Annotated in this window: 18 protein-coding genes; 12 read left to right on the forward strand and 6 right to left on the reverse strand. The window is 44.0% G+C overall.

Annotated elements, in window-relative coordinates; translation table 11 throughout:
* The first annotated feature begins 80 nt into the window (after positions 1-80).
* The 3 genes from KTQ90_RS06355 (at position 81) to galK (ending at position 3,832) form a co-directional block, all read left to right on the forward strand.
* Positions 81-1,172: an aldose epimerase family protein gene (locus KTQ90_RS06355; RefSeq protein WP_217317650.1), complete on the forward strand. Its 1,092-nt coding sequence runs from the start codon at positions 81-83 to the stop codon at positions 1,170-1,172.
* 125 nt (positions 1,173-1,297) lie between these two features.
* Positions 1,298-2,593 carry an MFS transporter gene (locus tag KTQ90_RS06360; RefSeq protein ID WP_022159023.1) on the forward strand — a complete coding sequence of 432 codons (1,296 nt, stop codon included), beginning with the start codon at positions 1,298-1,300 and terminating at the stop codon, positions 2,591-2,593.
* Between the two features lie 78 nt (positions 2,594-2,671).
* Positions 2,672-3,832, forward strand: a complete 1,161-nt coding sequence (gene galK, locus KTQ90_RS06365) for a galactokinase (RefSeq protein ID WP_217317651.1) — start codon at positions 2,672-2,674, stop codon at positions 3,830-3,832.
* Between the two features lie 293 nt (positions 3,833-4,125).
* Here galK and dinB read toward each other — a convergent pair whose 3' ends face one another.
* Together dinB and tamL are read right to left on the reverse strand one after the other, a co-directional pair.
* A complete protein-coding gene (gene dinB / locus KTQ90_RS06370; RefSeq protein ID WP_217317673.1) occupies positions 4,126-5,229 on the reverse strand; it encodes a DNA polymerase IV in 1,104 nt (367 codons plus the stop codon).
* A 311-nt stretch (positions 5,230-5,540) separates the two neighbouring features.
* Complete coding sequence (tamL, locus tag KTQ90_RS06375; protein WP_254359321.1) at positions 5,541-7,793, reverse strand: translocation and assembly module lipoprotein TamL; 2,253 nt, start codon at positions 7,791-7,793, stop codon at positions 5,541-5,543.
* Positions 7,794-7,908: 115 nt separating this feature from the next.
* Here tamL and KTQ90_RS06380 point away from each other — a divergent pair, with 115 nt between their 5' ends.
* The 6 genes from KTQ90_RS06380 (at position 7,909) to KTQ90_RS06405 (ending at position 14,265) form a co-directional block, all read left to right on the forward strand.
* Positions 7,909-8,679, forward strand: a complete 771-nt coding sequence (locus KTQ90_RS06380; protein ID WP_217317652.1) for an RNA methyltransferase — start codon at positions 7,909-7,911, stop codon at positions 8,677-8,679.
* A 1-nt stretch (position 8,680) separates the two neighbouring features.
* Positions 8,681-9,055 (forward strand): 2-amino-4-hydroxy-6-hydroxymethyldihydropteridine diphosphokinase, encoded by a 375-nt coding sequence (locus KTQ90_RS06385; protein ID WP_217317653.1) that lies wholly within the window; start codon positions 8,681-8,683, stop codon positions 9,053-9,055.
* Between the two features lie 30 nt (positions 9,056-9,085).
* Positions 9,086-10,417, forward strand: a complete 1,332-nt coding sequence (locus KTQ90_RS06390; RefSeq protein WP_217317654.1) for a M64 family metallopeptidase — start codon at positions 9,086-9,088, stop codon at positions 10,415-10,417.
* A 10-nt stretch (positions 10,418-10,427) separates the two neighbouring features.
* On the forward strand, positions 10,428-11,036 hold the full coding sequence (locus KTQ90_RS06395; RefSeq protein WP_217317655.1) for a tetratricopeptide repeat protein: 609 nt from the start codon (positions 10,428-10,430) through the stop codon (positions 11,034-11,036).
* A gap of 89 nt (positions 11,037-11,125) precedes the next feature.
* Complete coding sequence (locus KTQ90_RS06400; RefSeq protein ID WP_022159032.1) at positions 11,126-13,684, forward strand: ATP-dependent Clp protease ATP-binding subunit; 2,559 nt, start codon at positions 11,126-11,128, stop codon at positions 13,682-13,684.
* Positions 13,685-13,719: 35 nt separating this feature from the next.
* Complete coding sequence (locus KTQ90_RS06405) at positions 13,720-14,265, forward strand: phosphatidylglycerophosphatase A family protein (RefSeq protein ID WP_022159033.1); 546 nt, start codon at positions 13,720-13,722, stop codon at positions 14,263-14,265.
* Positions 14,266-14,350: 85 nt separating this feature from the next.
* On the opposite strand, the gene KTQ90_RS06410 is transcribed toward KTQ90_RS06405, so the two are convergent.
* Genes KTQ90_RS06410 through KTQ90_RS06420 form a run of 3 tightly spaced genes read right to left on the reverse strand, consistent with a single transcriptional unit; the run spans position 14,351 to position 16,324 of the window.
* Positions 14,351-15,145: a hypothetical protein gene (locus KTQ90_RS06410; protein WP_217317656.1), complete on the reverse strand. Its 795-nt coding sequence runs from the start codon at positions 15,143-15,145 to the stop codon at positions 14,351-14,353.
* Positions 15,146-15,160: 15 nt separating this feature from the next.
* Positions 15,161-15,883, reverse strand: coding sequence for a pyruvate formate-lyase-activating protein (gene pflA / locus KTQ90_RS06415; RefSeq protein WP_022159035.1), 723 nt, complete (start codon positions 15,881-15,883; stop codon positions 15,161-15,163).
* Positions 15,884-16,324 carry a hypothetical protein gene (locus KTQ90_RS06420; protein ID WP_022159036.1) on the reverse strand — a complete coding sequence of 147 codons (441 nt, stop codon included), beginning with the start codon at positions 16,322-16,324 and terminating at the stop codon, positions 15,884-15,886.
* A 275-nt stretch (positions 16,325-16,599) separates the two neighbouring features.
* Here KTQ90_RS06420 and galE point away from each other — a divergent pair, with 275 nt between their 5' ends.
* A complete protein-coding gene (galE, locus tag KTQ90_RS06425; protein WP_217317657.1) occupies positions 16,600-17,637 on the forward strand; it encodes a UDP-glucose 4-epimerase GalE in 1,038 nt (345 codons plus the stop codon).
* 108 nt (positions 17,638-17,745) lie between these two features.
* Here the strand turns inward: galE and KTQ90_RS06430 are convergent, their stop codons facing one another.
* On the reverse strand, positions 17,746-18,585 hold the full coding sequence (locus KTQ90_RS06430) for a carboxylesterase family protein (RefSeq protein WP_217317658.1): 840 nt from the start codon (positions 18,583-18,585) through the stop codon (positions 17,746-17,748).
* A 189-nt stretch (positions 18,586-18,774) separates the two neighbouring features.
* Between KTQ90_RS06430 and rfbC the strand changes: the two genes are divergently transcribed.
* The gene (gene rfbC, locus KTQ90_RS06435; RefSeq protein ID WP_217317659.1) at positions 18,775-19,329 is read left to right on the forward strand and encodes a dTDP-4-dehydrorhamnose 3,5-epimerase; all 555 of its coding nucleotides are present in this window, start codon (positions 18,775-18,777) and stop codon (positions 19,327-19,329) included.
* 12 nt (positions 19,330-19,341) lie between these two features.
* Positions 19,342-20,220, forward strand: coding sequence for a dTDP-4-dehydrorhamnose reductase (gene rfbD, locus KTQ90_RS06440; protein ID WP_217317660.1), 879 nt, complete (start codon positions 19,342-19,344; stop codon positions 20,218-20,220).
* Positions 20,221-20,223 lie beyond the last annotated feature (3 nt).

Raw genomic sequence — 20,223 nt, forward strand, 5'->3', positions numbered from 1 at the left:
AATTTTTGTGCTTTCTTTTGTCTGTTACATTTTTTTTTGGTTACTTTGCATAAAATATAAGTAACTAAAAAACTTAATTTATGATAAACACAACCGAAATAGAAAATATCTGCGGTCTGAAAAGAAGCGATTTTCAGGCTACAGTAGGCGGTAAAGAAACCGACCTTTTTATCTTGAAAAACAATCAGGGCAATGAAGTCGCTATAACAAATTATGGTGGAGCACTCGTTGCTATCATGGTTCCAGATAAGAATGGCAATAGAGCTAACGTGATTCAGGGTCATGATAACATTCAAGACGTTATAAACTCACCAGAACCTTATTTGTCTACACTCGTAGGACGCTACGGCAACCGTATCTGCAAGGGACGTTTCCAACTTCATGGCAAGGAGTATCAGTTGCCTATCAACAACGGTCCGAATTGTCTGCATGGCGGATTGAAGGGCTTCAACGCAAAGGTTTGGGAGGCTCTCCAGATGAACGAACACACTCTCGTACTCAAGTATGTAAGTCCTTATGGCGAAGAGGGCTTCTCTGGCGAGATGAAAGTAACTGTTGAATATTCGTTCACAGATGACAACGAGCTTGTTATCGAATATATGGCTACTACAAACAAGAAGACCGTTGTGAACCTCACAAGCCATGGTTTCTTCTCACTCGCAGGCATTGCTAACCCTACTCCTTCTATCGAGAATCTTGAGTGCGAAATAAATGCTGACTACTATCTGCCGATTGACGAGACATCAATTCCTACCGGAGAAGTACGTTTCGTAAAGGGTACACCGTTCGACTTCCGCACACCGAAGACTGTAGGTCAGGATATTGATGCCGACCATGAACAGATCAAGAACGGTGCAGGCTATGACCATTGCTTTGTGCTCAACAAGAAGGAAGAGGGCGAACTCAGCTTTGCAGCACGTATCAAGGAGCCGGTAAGTGGACGTACAATGGAGGTTTACACAACAGAACCTGGTGTTCAGGTTTACAGCGACAACTGGGCTGATGGTTATAAGGGACAGAACGGCGCAACATTCCCACGTCGCAGTGCTATCTGCTTTGAGGCACAGCACTTCCCCGATTCTCCTAACCATCCTTACTTCCCATCGGTGGTTCTTAATCCCGGTGGACAGTACACACAGAAGACAGTGTATAAGTTTGGAGTAGAAAAGTAAACAGACTTTATAGCGGGGGCATGCGGCCTCCGCTATTATGCATAAAACCAATGCGGAAGCTAACCCTTCCGCTACTTTATTGAATGTACTAATCAATAAAAATAACTAAAACAACAAACAAAACAATGGGAAATTCCACAACAAAAAAAGGTAATTTCGTTGCTATTCTCGCAATGATTTTCCTCTTTGCTATGATTGCCTTTGTGACAAACCTTTGCTCACCAATGGCTGTCATTTTGAAAAACAACTTCAGCGTTTCTGATACCCTTGCACAGGTAGGTAACTACGGCAACTTTGGCGCTTACTTCCTTATGGGTATTCCTGCTGGTCTTCTTATCCAGAAGTTTGGTTATAAGAAAACAGCACTTCTCGCTTTAATCGTAGGTATTATCGGTCTTCTTATCCAGTGGCTCAGTGGTTCTATGGGCTTCGTTGTTTACCTCATCGGTGCTTTCATCTCTGGTCTTTGCATGTGTATGCTCAACACAGTTGTAAACCCGATGCTTAACCTCCTCGGTGGTGGTGGTAACACTGGCAACCAGTTGGTTCAGATTGGTGGTGTGTTCAACTCTGCTGCTGCAGTTTGTGTTTATATTCTCATGGGTGCACTTATCGGCGACGCAAGCACAGCTAAGGTTTCTGCTGCTACTCCAGCATTGATGATCGCTCTTGCTATCTTTGTTTTCGCACTTGTTGTGATTTTCTTCACCAAGATTCAGGAGCCTGAGCAGCCTAAGGTTGACGCTTTGGCTAACGACAAGTATAGCTGCTTCTCTTTCCGTCACTTCAAGCTTGGTATGCTTGCTATTGCAATCTATGGCGCAGTAGAGGTTTGTCCTCCTACTTACATTCTCGCTTACCTTACCTCTGCAAAGGATGCTGCAAATCCGGGTCTTGCTATGGACGCAGGCTATGTTGGTACTCTTAGTGCTGTATACTTCATCTTCATGCTTATCGGCCGTTTCGTAGGTGGTATGATTGGCGGTAAGGTTTCTGCAAAGGCCATGATCGCTACTGTTAGCTTTGTTGCAATGGTTCTCGTTGCATTAGGTATTATGCTTCCTGTTGAGCAGACCATTAGCTTCCCTGGCATCGACTACACAACTCTCAGCTTGAAGTGGGGAGAGATTCCTGTTGGTATCTTTGCTATCATGCTTGTAGGTTTCTGTGCATCTGTAATGTGGGGTGGTATCTTCAATCTTGCTACAGAGGGTCTTGGCAAGTATACAGCAAAGGCTTCTGGTGCTTTCATGATGATGGTTGCAGGTTTCGCTGTGATGATTGGTATTCAGGGTCTTGTTATCGACCTCACACATAACTATATGGCAAGTTTCATCGTTGTACTCCTTGCTGCAGCATACATCTTCTACTACGCTCTTTGGGGTTCAAAGAACGTCAACACAGACATTCCTGTAGAATAATTGAATATATAAAGGCTTGCTCTTGCGGGCAAGCCTTTTTTCACAAATAAAACATTTATAACTAAAACCTTATTAATTATGGATATCGAATTTGTAAGAAGCCGCTTCATTAAGCACTTCGATGGTAAGACAGGCAATATTTATCAGTCACCAGGTCGTATTAACCTCATTGGTGAGCATACCGACTATAACGGAGGTTTCGTTTTCCCAGGTGCAGTAGATAAGGGCATCATGGCTGAACTTCGTCCGAATGGCACAAATACTGTTATGTGCTACTCAATTGACCTTAAAGACCGTGTAGAGTTCAAGGTTGACGATCCGCAGGGACCACGCGCAAGCTGGGCACGCTACATCTATGGCGTTATTCAAGAGATGCGTAAGCTCGGTGTTGACGTGAAAGGTTTCAATACTGCGTTTGCAGGTGACGTGCCTCTCGGTGCTGGTATGTCTTCTTCAGCTGCTCTTGAGAGCTGCTTCGCTTTTGCTATCAACGATCTCTTCGGCGATAACAAGGTAAGTAAGTGGGATATGGCTCTCGCTGGTCAGGCTACAGAGCACAACTACTGTGGTGTAAACTGCGGTATCATGGACCAGTTCGCAAGTGTATTCGGTAAGGAGGGTTGCCTCATGCGTCTCGACTGCCGCAGCCGCGAGTTCGAATATTTCCCCTTCAAGCCTGTTGGCTACAAACTGGTGCTCCTCAACTCTTGCGTGAAGCATGAGCTTGCCGGCTCTCCTTACAACGACCGCCGCAACTCTTGCGAGAATGTTGTTAAGCATATCGCTGCTAAGCATCCGGAGGCTCACTTCGAGACTCTGCGCGACTGCACATGGGAACAGCTTGAGGAGGTTAAGGCTGAAGTAGGTGAGGAAGACTACAAGCGCGCTCACTTCGTACTCGGCGAAAAAGACCGTGTTCTTGCTGTTTGTGATGCTCTTAATGCAGGCGACTACGAGACTGTTGGCAAGAAGATGTACGAAACTCATGAAGGTCTCAGCAAGGAGTATGAGGTTTCTTGTGAAGAACTCGACTTCCTCAACGACATCGCCAAGGAGAATGGCGTTACTGGTAGCCGTATCATGGGTGGCGGTTTCGGTGGCTGCACAATCAACCTCGTAAAGGACGAGCTTTATGATCAGTTCATCGCTGACGCCAAGGCTAAATACTCTGCAAAATATGGCAAGGAGCCGAAGGTAATCGACGTTGTTATCAGCGAAGGTTCACACAAGGTTTCCTAAATTAGCTCCATAACAGTTTCCTAGATTAGCTCTATAATAATATGTGTAAGGGCAATTCAATAGCGATATTGAATTGCCCTTTTATTGTGTCTATATGTATTCTCGCCGTTCGCGTACGGAATCTGATCGGGCGGCGTACGGAATCTGATCGGGCGGCGTACGGAATCTGATCGGACAGCGTACGGAATCTGATCGGGTCGCGTACGGAATCAGCATAGACAACGAACGCGAACGATGACTAAAGCCTGCATACGGCGTGTCATTCTCTTAGAATGAAATTCTCATGAATACTATCAATATTCAGCAAAAGGCAGTTGTGGTTCCTCTTGTTTGGATTTTGTTAATAATTTATTTTTGGGTTTATCGTCGCCCAAACTTACACCAAGCCCCATTAACCTTATAGGATGAGAGGCGTTAATCTCCACTTTTTGTAGTAACTTTTTTGCTAAAGGTAGAATCGTATCTTTAGATGTTAGTGGGGTAGCGCAGGTCAGGCTTCTTGTAACTTGCGTAAAGTCGGCGTATTTCACTTTTAATGTAAGTGTGTGACCAGAAAAACCGCTCTTATCAAGGCGGTTTACCAGTTCCAATGTTATGTGGTATAGTTCGATAATAACATTCGATTTCAACGAAAGGTCTTGAGCGAATGTACTTTCGCAACTAACCGATTTTCTATCATTTCGTGCTTCTACTGGACTATCATCAATACCACGTGCATAGTCATAGAACAATTGCCCACGTTTTCCAAACAAACGTGATAGGGTAGACAGCGATTGATTTCGCAACTGCCGAACTTTAAATATACCCAACGAATGCAATTCGAGTGCAGTTTTATGCCCCACAAGCCACAAGTCCTCTACCTTTAACTTGTCTAAAAACGCGATAGCATTATCAGGATGAATGATACATAAGCCGTCGGGCTTATTATAATCGGAGGCTATCTTGGCAAGCAATTTACAATAAGATACACCGGCCGAAGCCGTTAAGCCAAGTTCATCATGAATTGCAGCCTTTATTTCTTTTGCAATATCTGCAGCTAATTCAATACCTTTTTTATTTTGTGTAACATCCAAAAACGCTTCGTCAAGTGATATCGGTTCTATTAAGTCGGTATATCTTTGAAATATATTATGAATTTTATTGGAAATTTCTTTATACCGCTCAAATCGAGGTTCTATTATCAACAAATTAGGACAAAGTCTTTTTGCCATTCTAATGGATTGCGCAGAATGTACGCCATAACGACGCGCCTCATAACTCGCAGTAGAAACAACACCGCGGTCAGAATCGTGTCCAACAACGATTGCTTTCCCTGCAAGATTATTGTTATCAAGTCGTTCCACAGCAGCATAGAAGCAATCCATGTCTATATGTATTATCTTACGATAGTGTTGCATCATTTATAGTTATGAAGTTATTCATTATTCAAGTTATGCCAATAATTTACTTTGCAAGACCTATTTATCATAAACCTGTGCAAATCACATCAAATTTACAAAATATTATTGAATAATATAGTATCTTCCATGTATAAATTTATAATCTTAAAGGATAACTCTCTATAACGGACATTATGATAAATATGCGTTTTATTTTTATAAAATCATTAATCTTATCAATCCACTTCTCTACTGATAACACATCAAGATATCGATAAATCGTCGACATCTTGATGTATGTTTATTATTCCTTCTTGTTGACGTATTGTTTAGAACGGCATTCCTACGGCGAAGTGCAAAGTCATGTCCTTTAAACGTGGATTTGTTATTGGGAAATGTTGATTGTTTGTATCGTATGCAGGATCAACAGCCTTCATGCCGAAATCCACTCGCATGATAAAGTAATCCAGATTCAAGCGTAATCCTAAACCATATCCTACAGCTATCTGTTTGTAGAATTCGTTGAACTTGAATTGTCCTCCAGGTTGGTCTTTATAGTTTTTCAAAGTCCATATATTTCCTGCATCGACAAAGAATGCACAATTGAATTTCCAAAACAAGAACGTACGCAACTCCATATTCATATCAAGCTTCATATCGCCAGTTTGGTTTATGAAGTCGATACGGCCATCCTTTCCCTTGAATTTACCAGGACCAAGTGCGCGGACGTTCCAACCTCTAACAGAGTTTGCGCCACCTGAGAAATAACGCTTTTCAAATGGAAGAATTGTACTATTTCCATAAGGATAAGCAATACCAAGTCCGAAGTGCAATGCGAGTGTATTCTTTGTATCGATTTTTACGAGACGTGTATAATCAATATCTCCCTTAACATATTGTGCATAAGCAATTTTAAAGAGCGTGTACTGATTTTGGGCGTTGCGTCTAGACTTAAACAGATTTGAGATGCCGTATAGCAAGTTTCCACCTATTTCTACGTTAGAACGCAGAGCGTTTTTGGAATCGCTGAATGAATAATTCAATCCAGTTCGCAGGATAAAGATATCCTCGTAATTATATCTAAGGATGGCATTTCTATTTGAAGCATCATCAAGATATTCCTTTTTAAAAGTTGCAGAAATCCATGGCATGTGTACATAGTTTATGTCCAAGAAATCAAATCTGTATGATGGTTTCTTTCTGCCCATGCTCCAATGATAGCGCCATGCAGCAGTAAGCACTCGACGATGGAACTCCGGTCGATTCTGCATGTTGTAACTAAAGAGCAATTCAGACTTCATACGGTTCTTCTTACGAAATCTTTCGGACAGGAAAGGAGCAATAATACGCGGAAAAGCTAACTTTGTTTCGATATTATATTCCACATAATTCTCGTTCTGATAACCCTCAAGTCCCTTGATTGCCTCGTATGCACCACGCAACTGGACACTGAATGTCTCACTTCCACGGAACAAATTATTGTTTGTATAAGTCAACGAAGCTGCAGCACCAAAATCACCAGCTGTATTTGTACCTTCAGGTTGGAAAGATATGGAATTAGGCTTTCGCGTGCTTATCTGCACGTTACAATCCAAAAGATTTGTATCGGGCAGTTCCTCAAAATGAATGTTTGTATAACGAACAGCCTGCAGACGTGCAAAGTTGTTGTAAGTATTTTGGACATCCTCTGAGCAGAATAAAGCATCAGGTGCAATTACTGTATTGTTATAGAGTACACGCTTGCGTAATGGCAGTTTCTTGCCATCACCAGAACGGAAATAAATATTGTTAATGATATATTTCTTGTGCGGAGTCTCAGGGCTATTATTTGAGCTTCTATACTTTATAAGATGGAGCTCAACGTCTACCCTATTGCTCTTGCCAATAGTGTCAACTACGTAATGAATAAAATCCTTATTGAACTTGTAATAACCATTATTCAGAAGAATCTGTGCAATACGTTTGCGCTCAGCATCAAGAGTTGATGTTGAAAAAGGAATACCTCTCTTTAACAGTTTTCCTTTGAAGGCTTTCTCCTCAAGTAAGGGCAAGAGTGTTTCGTCCTCTATTACATATTTAACTGAATCAACGTAATATAAAACGTTTGGATTTATGGTATATCGAACAGTTGCCTTCTTGTTCTTTTTAGCTACAATATAAGAGGCTTCAGCTTGCAGATATCCCATTGACTTCATTGCCGATACCATGTTGTCGCATGACTTTTTCGTCTTTAACGAATCGAAAACAACAGGGCTCTCCCCTATTCTTCTCAGTGTGCGATTTATCCATTTTGTGCTGTCTCTGCCAGACAAGCTATATATGCCCAAAGGAAGCTTTATTAAAGAGAACCACTTAGAGTTTGGACGCTGCGCATAATAAGGTTCGAGCGATTTCGCATTAAAAGACTTTTCATCGCTGCTTATCGTGCAACTTTTCAAAAGACAATCGTCATCGGCAATGAACTTCGTTGAGGAACAAGAAGAGATAAAGGCTAATATAGCTATCATCCCTAACGTTATTGAAGCAGACTTTATTTTGACCTTAGACAACATCTTTACTAATAGTACTAAATTAATATTCATTATGTTTGAAAAACCATGCAAAGATACAAAAAAAACGATAAATATTGCTACCTTTGCAGAGTCTTTTACTCGAAGTGAAGATTCATAACGTATTTTGATAGTTTTAATTAAGAAGATGATAAGTAAAAACAAAATTAAATATTTACACTCACTCAAAACCAAGAAGTTTCGTGATGCTGAAGGCGTCTTTGTAGCCGAAGGTCCAAAAGTTGTTGGCGATATTTTTTCGCGTTATAAAAGCAATTTGATGTTGCTCGTAGGTACAGCAGAATGGTTGAAAGGTGAAGGACGCGCAATAGCTTCTGTCGCAAATTGCGAAATTATAGAAGTAACGGAAGAAGAGCTTACCAAAGCAAGTTTTCTATGCCATCCGCAGCAGGTGCTTGCCGTATTCAAGAAGCTCGATTCTCATGTTGATACCAATCTGCTTACAAGCAAACTTACCATTGTGCTTGACGGCGTACAGGATCCTGGCAACCTTGGCACAATAATTCGTATAGCCGATTGGTTTGGCATCGAAAACGTAATCTGTAGCGCAGATACAGCTGATGCCTACAACCCGAAAGTTGTGCAGGCAACTATGGGAAGCATAGCTCGTGTGAATGTAACATACATGAATCTTTCTGTACTGTTTGATTCGCTACCCAAAGACTTTCCTATCTACGGTACACTTCTTGAAGGCGACAATATCTACAATCAAGAACTTACAGAGGTAGGTTTGATTGTGATGGGTAATGAGGGTAAAGGCATATCCCCTGCCATTCGCAATGTCGTAAACAGAGCTTTACGAATACCTAATTATCCGGAAGGTCGTGCAACGGCCGACAGCTTGAATGTAGCAATAGCAACAGCTATTGTATGTGCCGAATTCAGAAGACGCTTCTAATATGCATAGAATCATACTGTCAATAGGCACTAATTTCAACCGCGAGTCAAACGCCAAACTCGTAAAAGAAATAATATCCGAGGCGTTTCACAAAGTGCAGTTTTCTGAAGAACTGCTTACAAATCCGGTTGGAGACGTATTAAGCGACAAGAAGTATCTCAATTTTCTTGCTTGTGGCTTTACAGAAGATGAGCCAGAGCAAATCGTTGCAAAGACCAAGCAAATGGAAACGCAATGTGGCAACACCGAGTTTCTGCGTAATGAAGGCAAAATTGCTATAGATATAGACCTCTTGAAATATAACGATCAGCGCTTTCACGAAAGTGATTGGTCAAGAGATTATGTAAAGAAGTTGATTAAACAATTCGAAGAATAAAAAACAGATATAGATTAACATAAAATGAATATGAAGACAATGTTAAGACAATTGATACTACTGCTTTGCCTGTTTGCAATCATGCCAAGCAAAGCTCAAAATAAGGACATTGAATTTGACAAGTTTTTCTGCGACAGCACATTGCGTGTAGACTACATCTTCTCAGGTGATACGCAGTCGCAGCAGATTTCCTTGGACAAGTGTAACCTTATGCCTCATTGGTATGGCAAGAGAAACAATCTTGACATACTGCCGGTTCAAGGAAATGGTCAGATTACGGTGCGCGACCATAACACGAAGCAGGTTATATACACGAACTCGTTCTCAACATTGTTTCAAGAATGGCTGACATACGACGAGGCAAAAATTACGAACAAGTCGTTCGAGAACGTATTTCTTGTACCTATGCCAAAGAATGTTGTAGACATAACTGTCGATTTGCGTGATAACCGTCAGAAAATTGTTACAACGATGACTCATGTCGTCAATCCGAACGATATATTGATCAGACACATCGGATTCAATTACGTTACGCCATACATCACATTGCAAGCGGCAGAAGACACAACGAAGTGTATTCATATTGCATACGTCGCAGAAGGCTACAACAAAGACGAAATGACTACATTCTTGGAGGATGCCCGCATCGCAACAGAGGCACTTTTCGAGCATGAACCATTCAAGTCAAAACGCAACCGCTTTAACATAATTGCTGTGGAGTCAACATCTGAAGACTCCGGTACAAGTGTTCCTTCAAAAGGTGTATGGAAGAATACAGTTTTGGGTAGCCATTTCGATACGTTCTATTCAAATAGATACCTCACAACGCTCAATCTGAAGAACCTGCACGACGCACTTGCCGGCACTCCGTACGAACATATAATCGTATTGGTGAACACTTCCGAATACGGCGGTGGCGGCATATTGAACTCGTACAATCTTAGTATGACACACCATCCGCTTTACAAGCAAGTCGTTGTACATGAATTCGGTCATAGTTTCGCAGGATTGGCTGACGAATATGCCTACGAGCAGGAGGCGTTGCCGATGTATCCACATGATGTAGAGCCTTGGGAGAAGAACATAACAACACTCGTTGATTTCCACGATAAATGGGAGAAACTCATTGCTCCGACAACACCGATACCAACACCGGTTGACTTCTACGGCAAGAAAAACAAGAAGAACAAGAAGAATGCAAAGCTGCAGCATCCGTTAGGTGTATATGAAGGTGCAGGCTACAGTCTTAAAGGTGTCTATCGTCCATCGTTCGACTGCCGTATGCGCAGCAATGCCCACCCCGACTTCTGTCCGGCTTGCCAGAAAGCGCTCAACGAACTGATCGATTTCTATACAGAATAAGCCGCAATATATGAATATATCAAAAAGAACCAGATTGGCTTTATTGGTATGTTTCATCTCTCTTTCATCTACTGTTAATGCACATAGCCGTGCACATATACATATATACGAATCGGCAACCGAGCAGACAGATGCCGAAAAGCTGTCGAGGGCTGTCGATTACTTTCAAAGCGGCAAGTTCCATGAAGCGCTGATATGGTTCTCAAAACTTGACAGCAAGTACAAGTTGAACCCACGTTTTCAGGCTTACATGGGCGTTTGTTGCTATTACGACGGCGAATATGAGCGGGCGGTAGCGACTTTAGAGCCGATACTGACCAAACTGAATGTGTTTGCCCCACACGAATTGGCAGTATATTACTATTGTGTGGCAGAAAGCTATTTTCGGCTAAAGAAGTACATAGACGCTGTGCCGCTGTTCGAAGAGCATACATTGCTATGCTATAACAATGAAAAAGGCGATTCGCTGTTGCGTATCGGTATGTGTTACAAGCACATGCGCGACATCGAAAATGCTCAGGAATACTTCATCGAAGCGCTGGCATACTATCGCCGATACAACAATCAAGACAAGTTAAACTATATAGAAAGAGAGTTAAAACGATTGGCTGACAATTAGTGGCATGTATTTTGCATGTACTATAATGCCTACATGTGCATAGGCAGAAGTTAAATATTTACGAACATAATTCAAGGATAATATATTAAATGACAAATTCGTTTTCACAAAGAGTATCAGAAAACCTATCTTTCAGCAGAGAAGAGGCTTTAAGGCTGTCTTCAGGTGCTATACGTCCCGAACATATTGTGCTTGGAATGTTGAGAGACAAGCAAAGTCCGCTGAAGGCCCTGCTTATGGGCGCCAATATAGATGTCGACAAGGTAAAGTTGCAGCTTGAGAAGAATATTCAAGAGGACAACTCTGCCGCAGCTTCGTCTGACAACGGAAACATCTCGCTCGACGAGCATGCTAACAACATTCTCAAATTATCAATACTTGAAGCCCGACTTCAGCATTCTAAGGAAGTGGACGTTGAGCATATCATACTTGCCATACTGCATGACAAAATGGCAAGTGGTGCCAAAAGCGTACTTCTTGAGAATGGTTTAACATACGAGAAAGCTATGAATTTTCTTATGCAAACAAACTCAAATGTCAAGAACGGCGTAGGATTGTCTGACGATGACGACAATCTGGTGTCGCATGACAATTTTTCTTCACATAACAACAAGAATCAGAGCGCTACTTCTGACACAACGAACAAACCAATGGGCGGCGGAACAGACAAGACACCAGTGCTTGACAAGTTCTCTACCGACCTCACACTTGCTGCAGCCCAGGGTAAACTCGACCTCGTAATCGGACGCGACAAGGAGATACAGCGTGTCACCGAGATACTGTGCCGTCGAAAGAAGAACAACCCTATACTTATCGGCGAACCTGGCGTTGGCAAGAGTGCCATAGCCGAAGGACTTGCCCAGCTTATCGCCCGCCGACGCACCTCTCCGCTGCTGTTCAACAAGCGCATCTTCCGTCTCGATATGACATCTATCGTAGCCGGAACGAAGTATCGCGGACAGTTCGAGGAGCGCATCCAGGCATTGCTGCACGAGTTGGAACAGAATCCTGACATCATTGTATTCATCGACGAAATACATACTATAATAGGTGCAGGCAGCACGCCTGGTTCAATGGATGCTGCTAATATCATGAAGCCGGCGTTGGCTCGCGGTTTGGTACAATGTATCGGTGCCACAACGCTCGACGAGTATCGCAACTCTATCGAGAAGGATGGTGCTCTTGAGCGTCGTTTCCAGCGCGTAATGATAGAGCCCTCTACCGAAGCAGAGACGCTCGACATTCTGAAGAACATCAAGGAGCGCTATGAGGACTATCATCATGTGCGCTATACCGACGAGGCGTTGGAAGCTTGCGTGAAACTGACTGGCAGATACGTCTCAGAGCGTGCGTTCCCCGACAAGGCTATTGACGCAATGGACGAGGTCGGCTCGAAGGTTCATCTGCAACATGCAGTAATTCCACCTTCAATAATTGAGAAGGAGAAGGAATTGGCAAACATCCATCAGTTGAAGATAGCGGCAGCAGACGACCAGAACTTTGAAGTGGCAGCTACTTACCGCGACCGCGAGACACAGCTTGAGAGCGAACTTAAGGTTCTGAACGACGAGTGGGTGGCTTCTGACGATGGACGCCGTGAGACAGTCACAGAGGCAGACGTCGCTAACGTGGTTTCTATCATGTCGGGCATACCCGTACAGCGAATTTCTGAATCGGAGAGTTGCGTGCTGAAGAACCTCGGCGACAGACTCAAGTCGGTTGTGGTTGCTCAGGACGACGCCATCGGCAAGATTGTGCGCAGCATACAGCGCAATCGCCTCGGACTTAAAGACCCTAACCGTCCGATCGGCGTATTCATGTTCCTCGGCTCAACCGGTGTAGGCAAGACATATCTTGCACAGACCTTGGCAGAGCTGATGTTCGGCACGAAGGACGCTCTTATTCGTATTGACATGAGCGAATACTCGGAGAAGTTCAATACCTCGCGTCTTGTAGGTGCGCCTCCGGGATATGTAGGCTACGGCGAAGGTGGACAGCTCACGGAGAAAGTACGCCGCCATCCCTACTCTATTGTTCTTCTTGATGAAGTGGAGAAGGCGCATGGCGATGTGTTCAACCTCTTACTGCAAGTGCTCGACGAGGGTCGCATGACTGACGGTAACGGCAGAATGGTCGACTTCCGCAATACGATCATTATCATGACCTCGAACACCGGCACACGCCAGCTTGTCGATTTCGGCAACGGCATCGGTTTCAACGCCGCGTTGCTTGACAATTCGAGCGAAAAGGCTAAGGAATATGCACGATCTGTGATACAGAAAAGTTTGGCACACCAGTTCGCGCCTGAGTTCCTCAACCGCCTCGACGAGATTATCACGTTCGATCAGCTCGACAATACAGCGATACGCAAGATTGTGGACATCGAGTTGTCTCGTCTGTTCAAGCGCATCAACGATATGGGCTATGCCGTTGAAATCAGCGACGAAGCAAAGACTCTGCTTGCAAACAAGGGCTACAGTCCGCAGTACGGAGCGCGTCCTCTGAAGCGTGCCATACAGACATACATCGAGGATGTGCTTTGCGAATTGCTGCTCTCCGACGACAAGAGAACAAGCAAAACCATTGCGATTGATGTTGATGGAGACGACAAGCTGAAAGTGGAGTTCAAGGAGAGTGCGGCTGAATAAGCTGTAACAGACAGAACAATTAGAAGAAAACGATTATGAGCAATAATAACAATCACCAACTTGGCGAGGCGCCTTGGTTGCACGTCATAATATCTACCGGTTTAGGTGTCGGTTTTTGGCCTTGGGGACCGGGAACACTCGGCGGTTTCGTTGCGCTACTCATCTGGATAGCCCTCTATTTCGCCCTTTCGCCTATGTGGCTTGCCATAGCCACGGTTCTGCTTGTGGTAGGTACGCTATTTGTGGGCGTTTGGACTGACAACGTCATGGAGCGCTACTGGGGTGAAGACCCTCGAACCGTAATCATCGACGAGTATTTCGGAACATGGGTGGCTACGCTTGCGGCCTTGTTCGTTGACGGTCCGTCGTATGTAGCCGTTTCTCTCGCAACGATAGGCTTTGTCTTGTTCCGCGTAATCGACATTACGAAACCGCTTGGCTGCCGTTGGGTAGACCGCCATATACACGGAGGATGGGGCTGCATGCTCGACGATGCGTTGGCTGGCTTCTACGCCATTTGCTTGACTTTGATTATCAGGTACGCAGGTTTGGTAGAATACGTACACGACCTGCTTTCATAAATAGTTATGCTGTTTTTCATAACAATAAAACATAATATAAGTAATACGCGTCGATTGGTACGAATGTTCGTATCAGTCGACGCGTTTAGTCTCTTTTATACCAACGCTTTGCTGGTACAACAAAGTCTTTATTGATTATTATGCGCGCTTTTGGCAGTGTCTTCACACAAAAGACAAGGTTGTCATAGGCATCTTGTACGTAGGTGTGCCCGAAAAGACTATCGCAATATGCGCAACCGAAGGACATGCTGGCTCCATGATGATACTTGCTGTAGCGTGGTTTTATATCGCCGACCTTCAAATTCAATTCAGGATGAGCGTCGATGTATTGCTTTACGCCATCAACTATCTCAGCAGAAAAGCAATCAATGCCACTTTCGATCTCTATTCCTTCTGCCGAAATCAACTTATTAATAAGATATATGTGATTCTTTTCGTGACACTTCCAGCAAATCTTCTGATAGAAACACACCTCAACATACTTCACCTTCATTGTTTCGGCATAACGTATGTTGCCTAAAATCATAGAACGAATGAAATCTTCAATCGGAAGCGAATATTCTTCTTCCCTAATCTTATGAAGAAGGATACTTATTTCGCCGCGTATGTCCTGAATATAAAAGCAAGGCAGCTTGCTTAATACTATTTTCCTGAACGAAGGCATTAGCATCCAGCATCCGCACACGCGTTCCTGACGCATGGCAAGATATACCTCCTCCACATTGCGCGGCAAATTGCACACATTGAAGGCTATCTTGTATGGTCCGCAATCTACCAAGACATCGGCTTTCCATTTCTCCGTCTTCACTTTCGTTGTGAACGGGAAACCGATGTCTTTGCAAATTGATTGTATTGTATCTATAACAAATGCTTTTTCCATAGGTCTGAACTCGCCTTACTGGCACGGCTTGTATTGCGACATCATGCTACGTATCTCGTTGGCTCTCTGTGCTGACAATGCAGGCACACCTTCCAACTTATACTTCTCGCCGAGCTTTTCGTATTTATACGTGCCTAATGTGTGATAAGGCAGAATTTCTATCTTCTCAACACAATCGTAATGCGACACATGCTCACCAAGTTTGCGTAGCCACTCGTCATTGTCGGTCAGGTTTGGAACCACAACATGACGCACCCATGTCTTTATCTTACGTTCCTCAAGAATATCGAGGAAAGCAAGATTGTTGTTCTGCTTTACGCCGGTAAGCGTCGGATATAGCTCCGCGTCCATTGTCTTGATGTCCAACAATACAAGGTCTGTATTGTCCAACACCTTTAAGACCTTATCCGTAATGATAGCACCACTTGTGTCGAGCGCAGTATGCAAGCCTTCGGCGTGACAAAGTCTGAAAAACTCTGCCACAAACTCTGATTGCATCAACGGCTCTCCTCCAGAAACCGTTACGCCACCGCTTTTAATGAACGAACGATACTTAACCACTTCGTCTCTCAACTGCTCTGGAGTGAACTCGTACTGGCATTTTCCGTTAGGATCCCATGTGTCCGGGTTGTGACAGAACTGGCATCTCAACGGACATCCCTGCATAAAAGTCACGAAGCGTACGCCCGGTCCGTCTACCGTGCCAAACGATTCAAAAGAGTGTATTCGTCCTATCATTTAACCCAACAGCTTTTCCAAAAATACATTAAGGTCAGAGTCGAGTCCTTCCATAAGATCCTTGCCGATAATGACAGTATCGTCGTCGGCGATATAAAGCTCGGCAACATTCTCCTTATCCTCGTTCTCAAGCACAAAGCTGTAAGGCTTAAGAATGCCGAGGCTGTCGGCTAATGCAGACTGTGCCGAGAGCGTAGCCATAAGCGTCTGCTCCACACCGGTATAGAAGTCCTCGTCGTTATTGTTTATCCATTGCTCTACAACGCAACGTGTAACCTCGTTGTCGTCGTCGTCGAACGCCAACATCTCGCCGCTGCCTTGAGAGACACGCACATGAATATCCGTAACGACAGAAGCGTCGTCGCGCGGAGGAAATTTCTGAGCAATTTTCTTCAAGAAGCGCTCTATCTGCTGTGTTGTTTGTTCGGTTGCTTTTTCCATTTCGATTTTGTTTAGATTATTATTTATGTAGAGATATTGCAAGTTGGGTGAAATGAAGTAAGTTTCACTTTACGTTGTGCATACTATCATCTGCAAATATACGCCTTTTTATTAACAACGCAAACAAATTGTGGAAAAATATCTGCGTTTTATTTGTCATTACGAATTATAATATTAATTTTGTGGTAAACTAAAGCGATATATGTTCAATATAGACGCTTATAACTAATTTCATTAAGATTGTAATTAATAGTCTATAAAACTTATTTAGTATTATGAAACAAACAATTTTGGTAACTGGCGGTACGGGCTTTATCGGTTCGCATACAACAGTGGAGCTCATTGAAGCAGGTTACAAGGTAGTAATTGTTGACGACCTCTCAAACTCAAAGATCGAGGTTCTTGATGGTATCGAGAAGATTACTGGCGTTCGCCCAGCATTCGAGCAGGTAGACCTTCGCGACAAGGCTGCTACAGAGGCTGTGTTTGCAAAGTATCCTGACATTCAGGGTATCATCCACTTTGCTGCTTCAAAGGCGGTTGGCGAGAGCGTGCAGAAACCATTGCTCTACTATCGCAACAATATCGTGTCGCTCTTAAACTTGCTCGAGCTTATGCCAAAGTATGACGTTAAGGGCATCATCTTCTCTTCAAGCTGCACTGTATATGGTCAGCCGAAGCCAGAAAACCTCCCCGTTACAGAGGATGCTCCTCACCAGAAGGCGACATCTCCTTATGGCAATACAAAGGAAATCAACGAGCAGATTATTGCCGACTATATCCACAGCGGTGCCTCTATCAAGAGCATCGTTCTTAGATACTTCAACCCGATTGGTGCTCACCCGTCTGCAGAAATCGGCGAGTTGCCTAACGGCGTGCCTAACAACCTCATTCCTTTCGTAACACAGACAGCTATCGGCATACGCAAGGAGCTTACTATCTTCGGTAACGACTACAATACTCCTGATGGCACTTGTATCCGCGACTACATTTATGTAGTAGACCTCGCAAAGGCTCACGTTGCAGCAATGGCTCGCGTGCTCGACAAGGAGACCGAACCGATTGAATACTTCAATATCGGCACTGGCAATGGTAACTCTACACTCGAAATCGTTGAGACATTCGAGAAGGCTACTGGCGTGAAGCTCAACTGGAAGTACGGTCCGCGTCGTGAGGGCGATATCGAAAAGATCTGGGGCGACTGTTCAAAGGCAAACAAGGTATTGGGTTGGAAGGCTGAGTCTAACCTTGCAGATGTACTCGCTTCTGCTTGGAAGTGGCAGCTCAAGCTTCGCGAAGACGGCGTAATGTAATAGGCTTTAAGTGGTTGTGGCTTTTTGTCATAACCACTATGACTTATATAAATGAAATAAGGCTACAGCAGAAAAGCTGTAGCCTTTTATTTGTTATTAAAGTAATGCTTAATACTCTGATCCTTCGGACTTTATAACACTTGGCCCGTCAATCACTTCAGGGGTATTGTTTCCACGGTTCACGTCGTCATATACTTTTCGCAAGTCCTCATATCGAATGCTGATGTCGCGGTTTACGGGTCGGTCTTTATCAAGCAGACTATGTGAGAAAAGCCACTCGTAGGTCTTACGCAGATAGAACAAACGAGCCGGTGCACCGTGGTTTGCACCCTGCCACCAATCGTATAGCAAACGCGTATCATTACCGCTTTCCTTCAGTTTCTCGACAACTACCTTCGACTGCTTTATAGGCACCGCACGGTCTGCTGTGCCATGTATTATCCAGAACGGCAACTTGCCCAATCCGCTCACGTCTTTCAAGGACGAACCGCCGCAGAACGCCATTCCTGCTGCTATGCGGTCGGGATACGTTGCACAAACATCCATTGTGCCATATCCGCCCAAACTCATGCCGAGCACATACACACGGGTTGTGTCACAAGCATAGTTGCGCTTCACCCAATCGAGCACATCCATTATCTTCTTAGGGTTCCAAGCGCCGCCAGGGTTTTGCGGAACAATAGTCAGCGCTTCAATCTCGCGACCCTTTACGATAGCGTCAAGCGGTCCGTAGCGACGCACACGATTAAGATTTCTGCCACAAAGGCTCGCTCCGTGGAGGAATATGATCACCGGAGTATGCTCCTGCGAATAGAAGTAGTCGATAGGTGTATACACCCAGAAGTTGTAGCCGTTAGGAATTGAATCTTTAACCGGTCTGAGGAAGTCGTAAGCCGACATGTGCAATGCCGAGAACGCCAAGAATATAGCAAATAGTATCTTTTTCATAAATAATGTTCGTATTTGGAACGATAAATCTGTGGAAGCGAAATTACCATTTATATTTCTAACAGCGAAATTTAACCAATATCTTTACCACAGATTAATAGGCTTTCACCTTTTTTAGTAAGCAAATTATGATAATATACCACGTAATAAATAAATAATATGTACCTTTGCAAAAACAATAACACCGATATGGAAGTAATTAAAACCGATATTGAAGGAGTGGTTATTATTGAACCACGCATTTTCAAGGATGCTCGAGGATATTTCTTCGAGAGTTTTTCACAGCGAGAGTTTGACGAAAAGGTAGGCCACATAGAGTTTTGTCAGGACAATGAGAGCATGTCGTCGTATGGCGTGATGCGTGGTCTTCATTTCCAGCGCCCGCCATTCACACAGAGTAAGCTCGTAAGATGTGTGAAAGGTGCCGTTCTTGATGTTGCTGTAGACATAAGAAAAGGTTCGCCAACATACGGCAAGCATGTAGCTGTAGAGTTGACAGAGGACAACCATCGCCAGTTCTTTATCCCGAAAGGCTTCGCTCACGGTTTTGCAGTGTTGAGCGAAACAGCCGTATTCCAGTATAAATGCGACAATTTCTACCATCCGGAAGCTGATGGTGGCATATCTATTCTCGACGAATCGTTAGGCATCGACTGGCGCATACCTACCGACAAGGCTATCTTGAGCGAGAAAGACACTAAGCATGCACTGTTGAAAGACTTCGATTCTCCGTTTACTTTTTAAATATCTATAACTATGAACATATTAGTAACTGGTGCCAACGGTCAGCTCGGACACGAAATGCAGCGCGTGGCACTTGGTAGCAAACACCATTATATATTTACTGATGTAGCTGAGGGCTACGAACAACTCGACATCACCAATATTGACGCCGTACGTGCGATGGTAAAGGAGCGCAACGTGAATGTTATTGTCAACTGCGCAGCCTACACCAACGTAGACAAAGCAGAAACTGACTACGACTTTGCCAATCTGCTAAACAATACAGCTGCGGGCAATCTTGCTACAGCCATGAAGGAAGTAGACGGCACGCTTATACACGTGAGCACCGACTATGTATTCCAAGGCGATCGTAATGTGCCGTGCCGTGAGGATTGGGAGACAAATCCGCTCGGCGTTTATGGCAAGACAAAGCTCGCAGGCGAGAAGTCGATAGAGGCCACTGGATGCAACCATATCATCATACGTACAGCATGGCTCTATTCGCAGTGGGGCAAGAACTTTGTAAAGACGATGCAGATGCTCACCTCTACAAAAGACTCACTCAAGGTCGTATTCGACCAGGTAGGCACCCCGACATTTGCGGGCGATCTTGCTGACGTTATCTCACATATAATCGAAACAAAACAACTTGACAAGACCGGCATCTATCACTTCTCTAACGAAGGCGTATGCTCATGGTTCGACTTTGCGAAGGTTATATGCGAACTTTCTGGCAACACTTGCGACATCCAGCCTTGCTACAGCGAGGAGTTCCCGAGTCCGGTAAAGCGTCCGCACTTCTCTGTGCTCGACAAGTCGAAACTCAAAGCTACATTCGGTGTAAAGGTTCCCTACTGGACCGATTCACTGAAAGTGTGCATCAAGCAGCTTGCAGAAGCAAACAACAAATAAGCA

The organism is Leyella stercorea (genome assembly GCF_019052365.1).
Classification (GTDB): domain Bacteria; phylum Bacteroidota; class Bacteroidia; order Bacteroidales; family Bacteroidaceae; genus Prevotella.

Coding starts and splice junctions, on each gene's coding strand:
- dinB (WP_217317673.1), bottom strand. CDS start 5,229: ATGCAACACTATCGTAAGATAATACATATAGACATGGATTGCTTCTAT.
- KTQ90_RS06395 (WP_217317655.1), top strand. CDS start 10,428: ATGAATATATCAAAAAGAACCAGATTGGCTTTATTGGTATGTTTCATC.
- pflA (WP_022159035.1), bottom strand. CDS start 15,883: ATGATAGGACGAATACACTCTTTTGAATCGTTTGGCACGGTAGACGGA.
- KTQ90_RS06400 (WP_022159032.1), top strand. CDS start 11,126: ATGACAAATTCGTTTTCACAAAGAGTATCAGAAAACCTATCTTTCAGC.
- KTQ90_RS06420 (WP_022159036.1), bottom strand. CDS start 16,324: ATGGAAAAAGCAACCGAACAAACAACACAGCAGATAGAGCGCTTCTTG.
- galE (WP_217317657.1), top strand. CDS start 16,600: ATGAAACAAACAATTTTGGTAACTGGCGGTACGGGCTTTATCGGTTCG.
- rfbC (WP_217317659.1), top strand. CDS start 18,775: ATGGAAGTAATTAAAACCGATATTGAAGGAGTGGTTATTATTGAACCA.
- tamL (WP_254359321.1), bottom strand. CDS start 7,793: ATGAATATTAATTTAGTACTATTAGTAAAGATGTTGTCTAAGGTCAAA.
- KTQ90_RS06360 (WP_022159023.1), top strand. CDS start 1,298: ATGGGAAATTCCACAACAAAAAAAGGTAATTTCGTTGCTATTCTCGCA.
- galK (WP_217317651.1), top strand. CDS start 2,672: ATGGATATCGAATTTGTAAGAAGCCGCTTCATTAAGCACTTCGATGGT.
- KTQ90_RS06405 (WP_022159033.1), top strand. CDS start 13,720: ATGAGCAATAATAACAATCACCAACTTGGCGAGGCGCCTTGGTTGCAC.
- rfbD (WP_217317660.1), top strand. CDS start 19,342: ATGAACATATTAGTAACTGGTGCCAACGGTCAGCTCGGACACGAAATG.
- KTQ90_RS06385 (WP_217317653.1), top strand. CDS start 8,681: ATGCATAGAATCATACTGTCAATAGGCACTAATTTCAACCGCGAGTCA.
- KTQ90_RS06355 (WP_217317650.1), top strand. CDS start 81: ATGATAAACACAACCGAAATAGAAAATATCTGCGGTCTGAAAAGAAGC.
- KTQ90_RS06410 (WP_217317656.1), bottom strand. CDS start 15,145: ATGGAAAAAGCATTTGTTATAGATACAATACAATCAATTTGCAAAGAC.
- KTQ90_RS06430 (WP_217317658.1), bottom strand. CDS start 18,585: ATGAAAAAGATACTATTTGCTATATTCTTGGCGTTCTCGGCATTGCAC.
- KTQ90_RS06390 (WP_217317654.1), top strand. CDS start 9,086: ATGAAGACAATGTTAAGACAATTGATACTACTGCTTTGCCTGTTTGCA.
- KTQ90_RS06380 (WP_217317652.1), top strand. CDS start 7,909: ATGATAAGTAAAAACAAAATTAAATATTTACACTCACTCAAAACCAAG.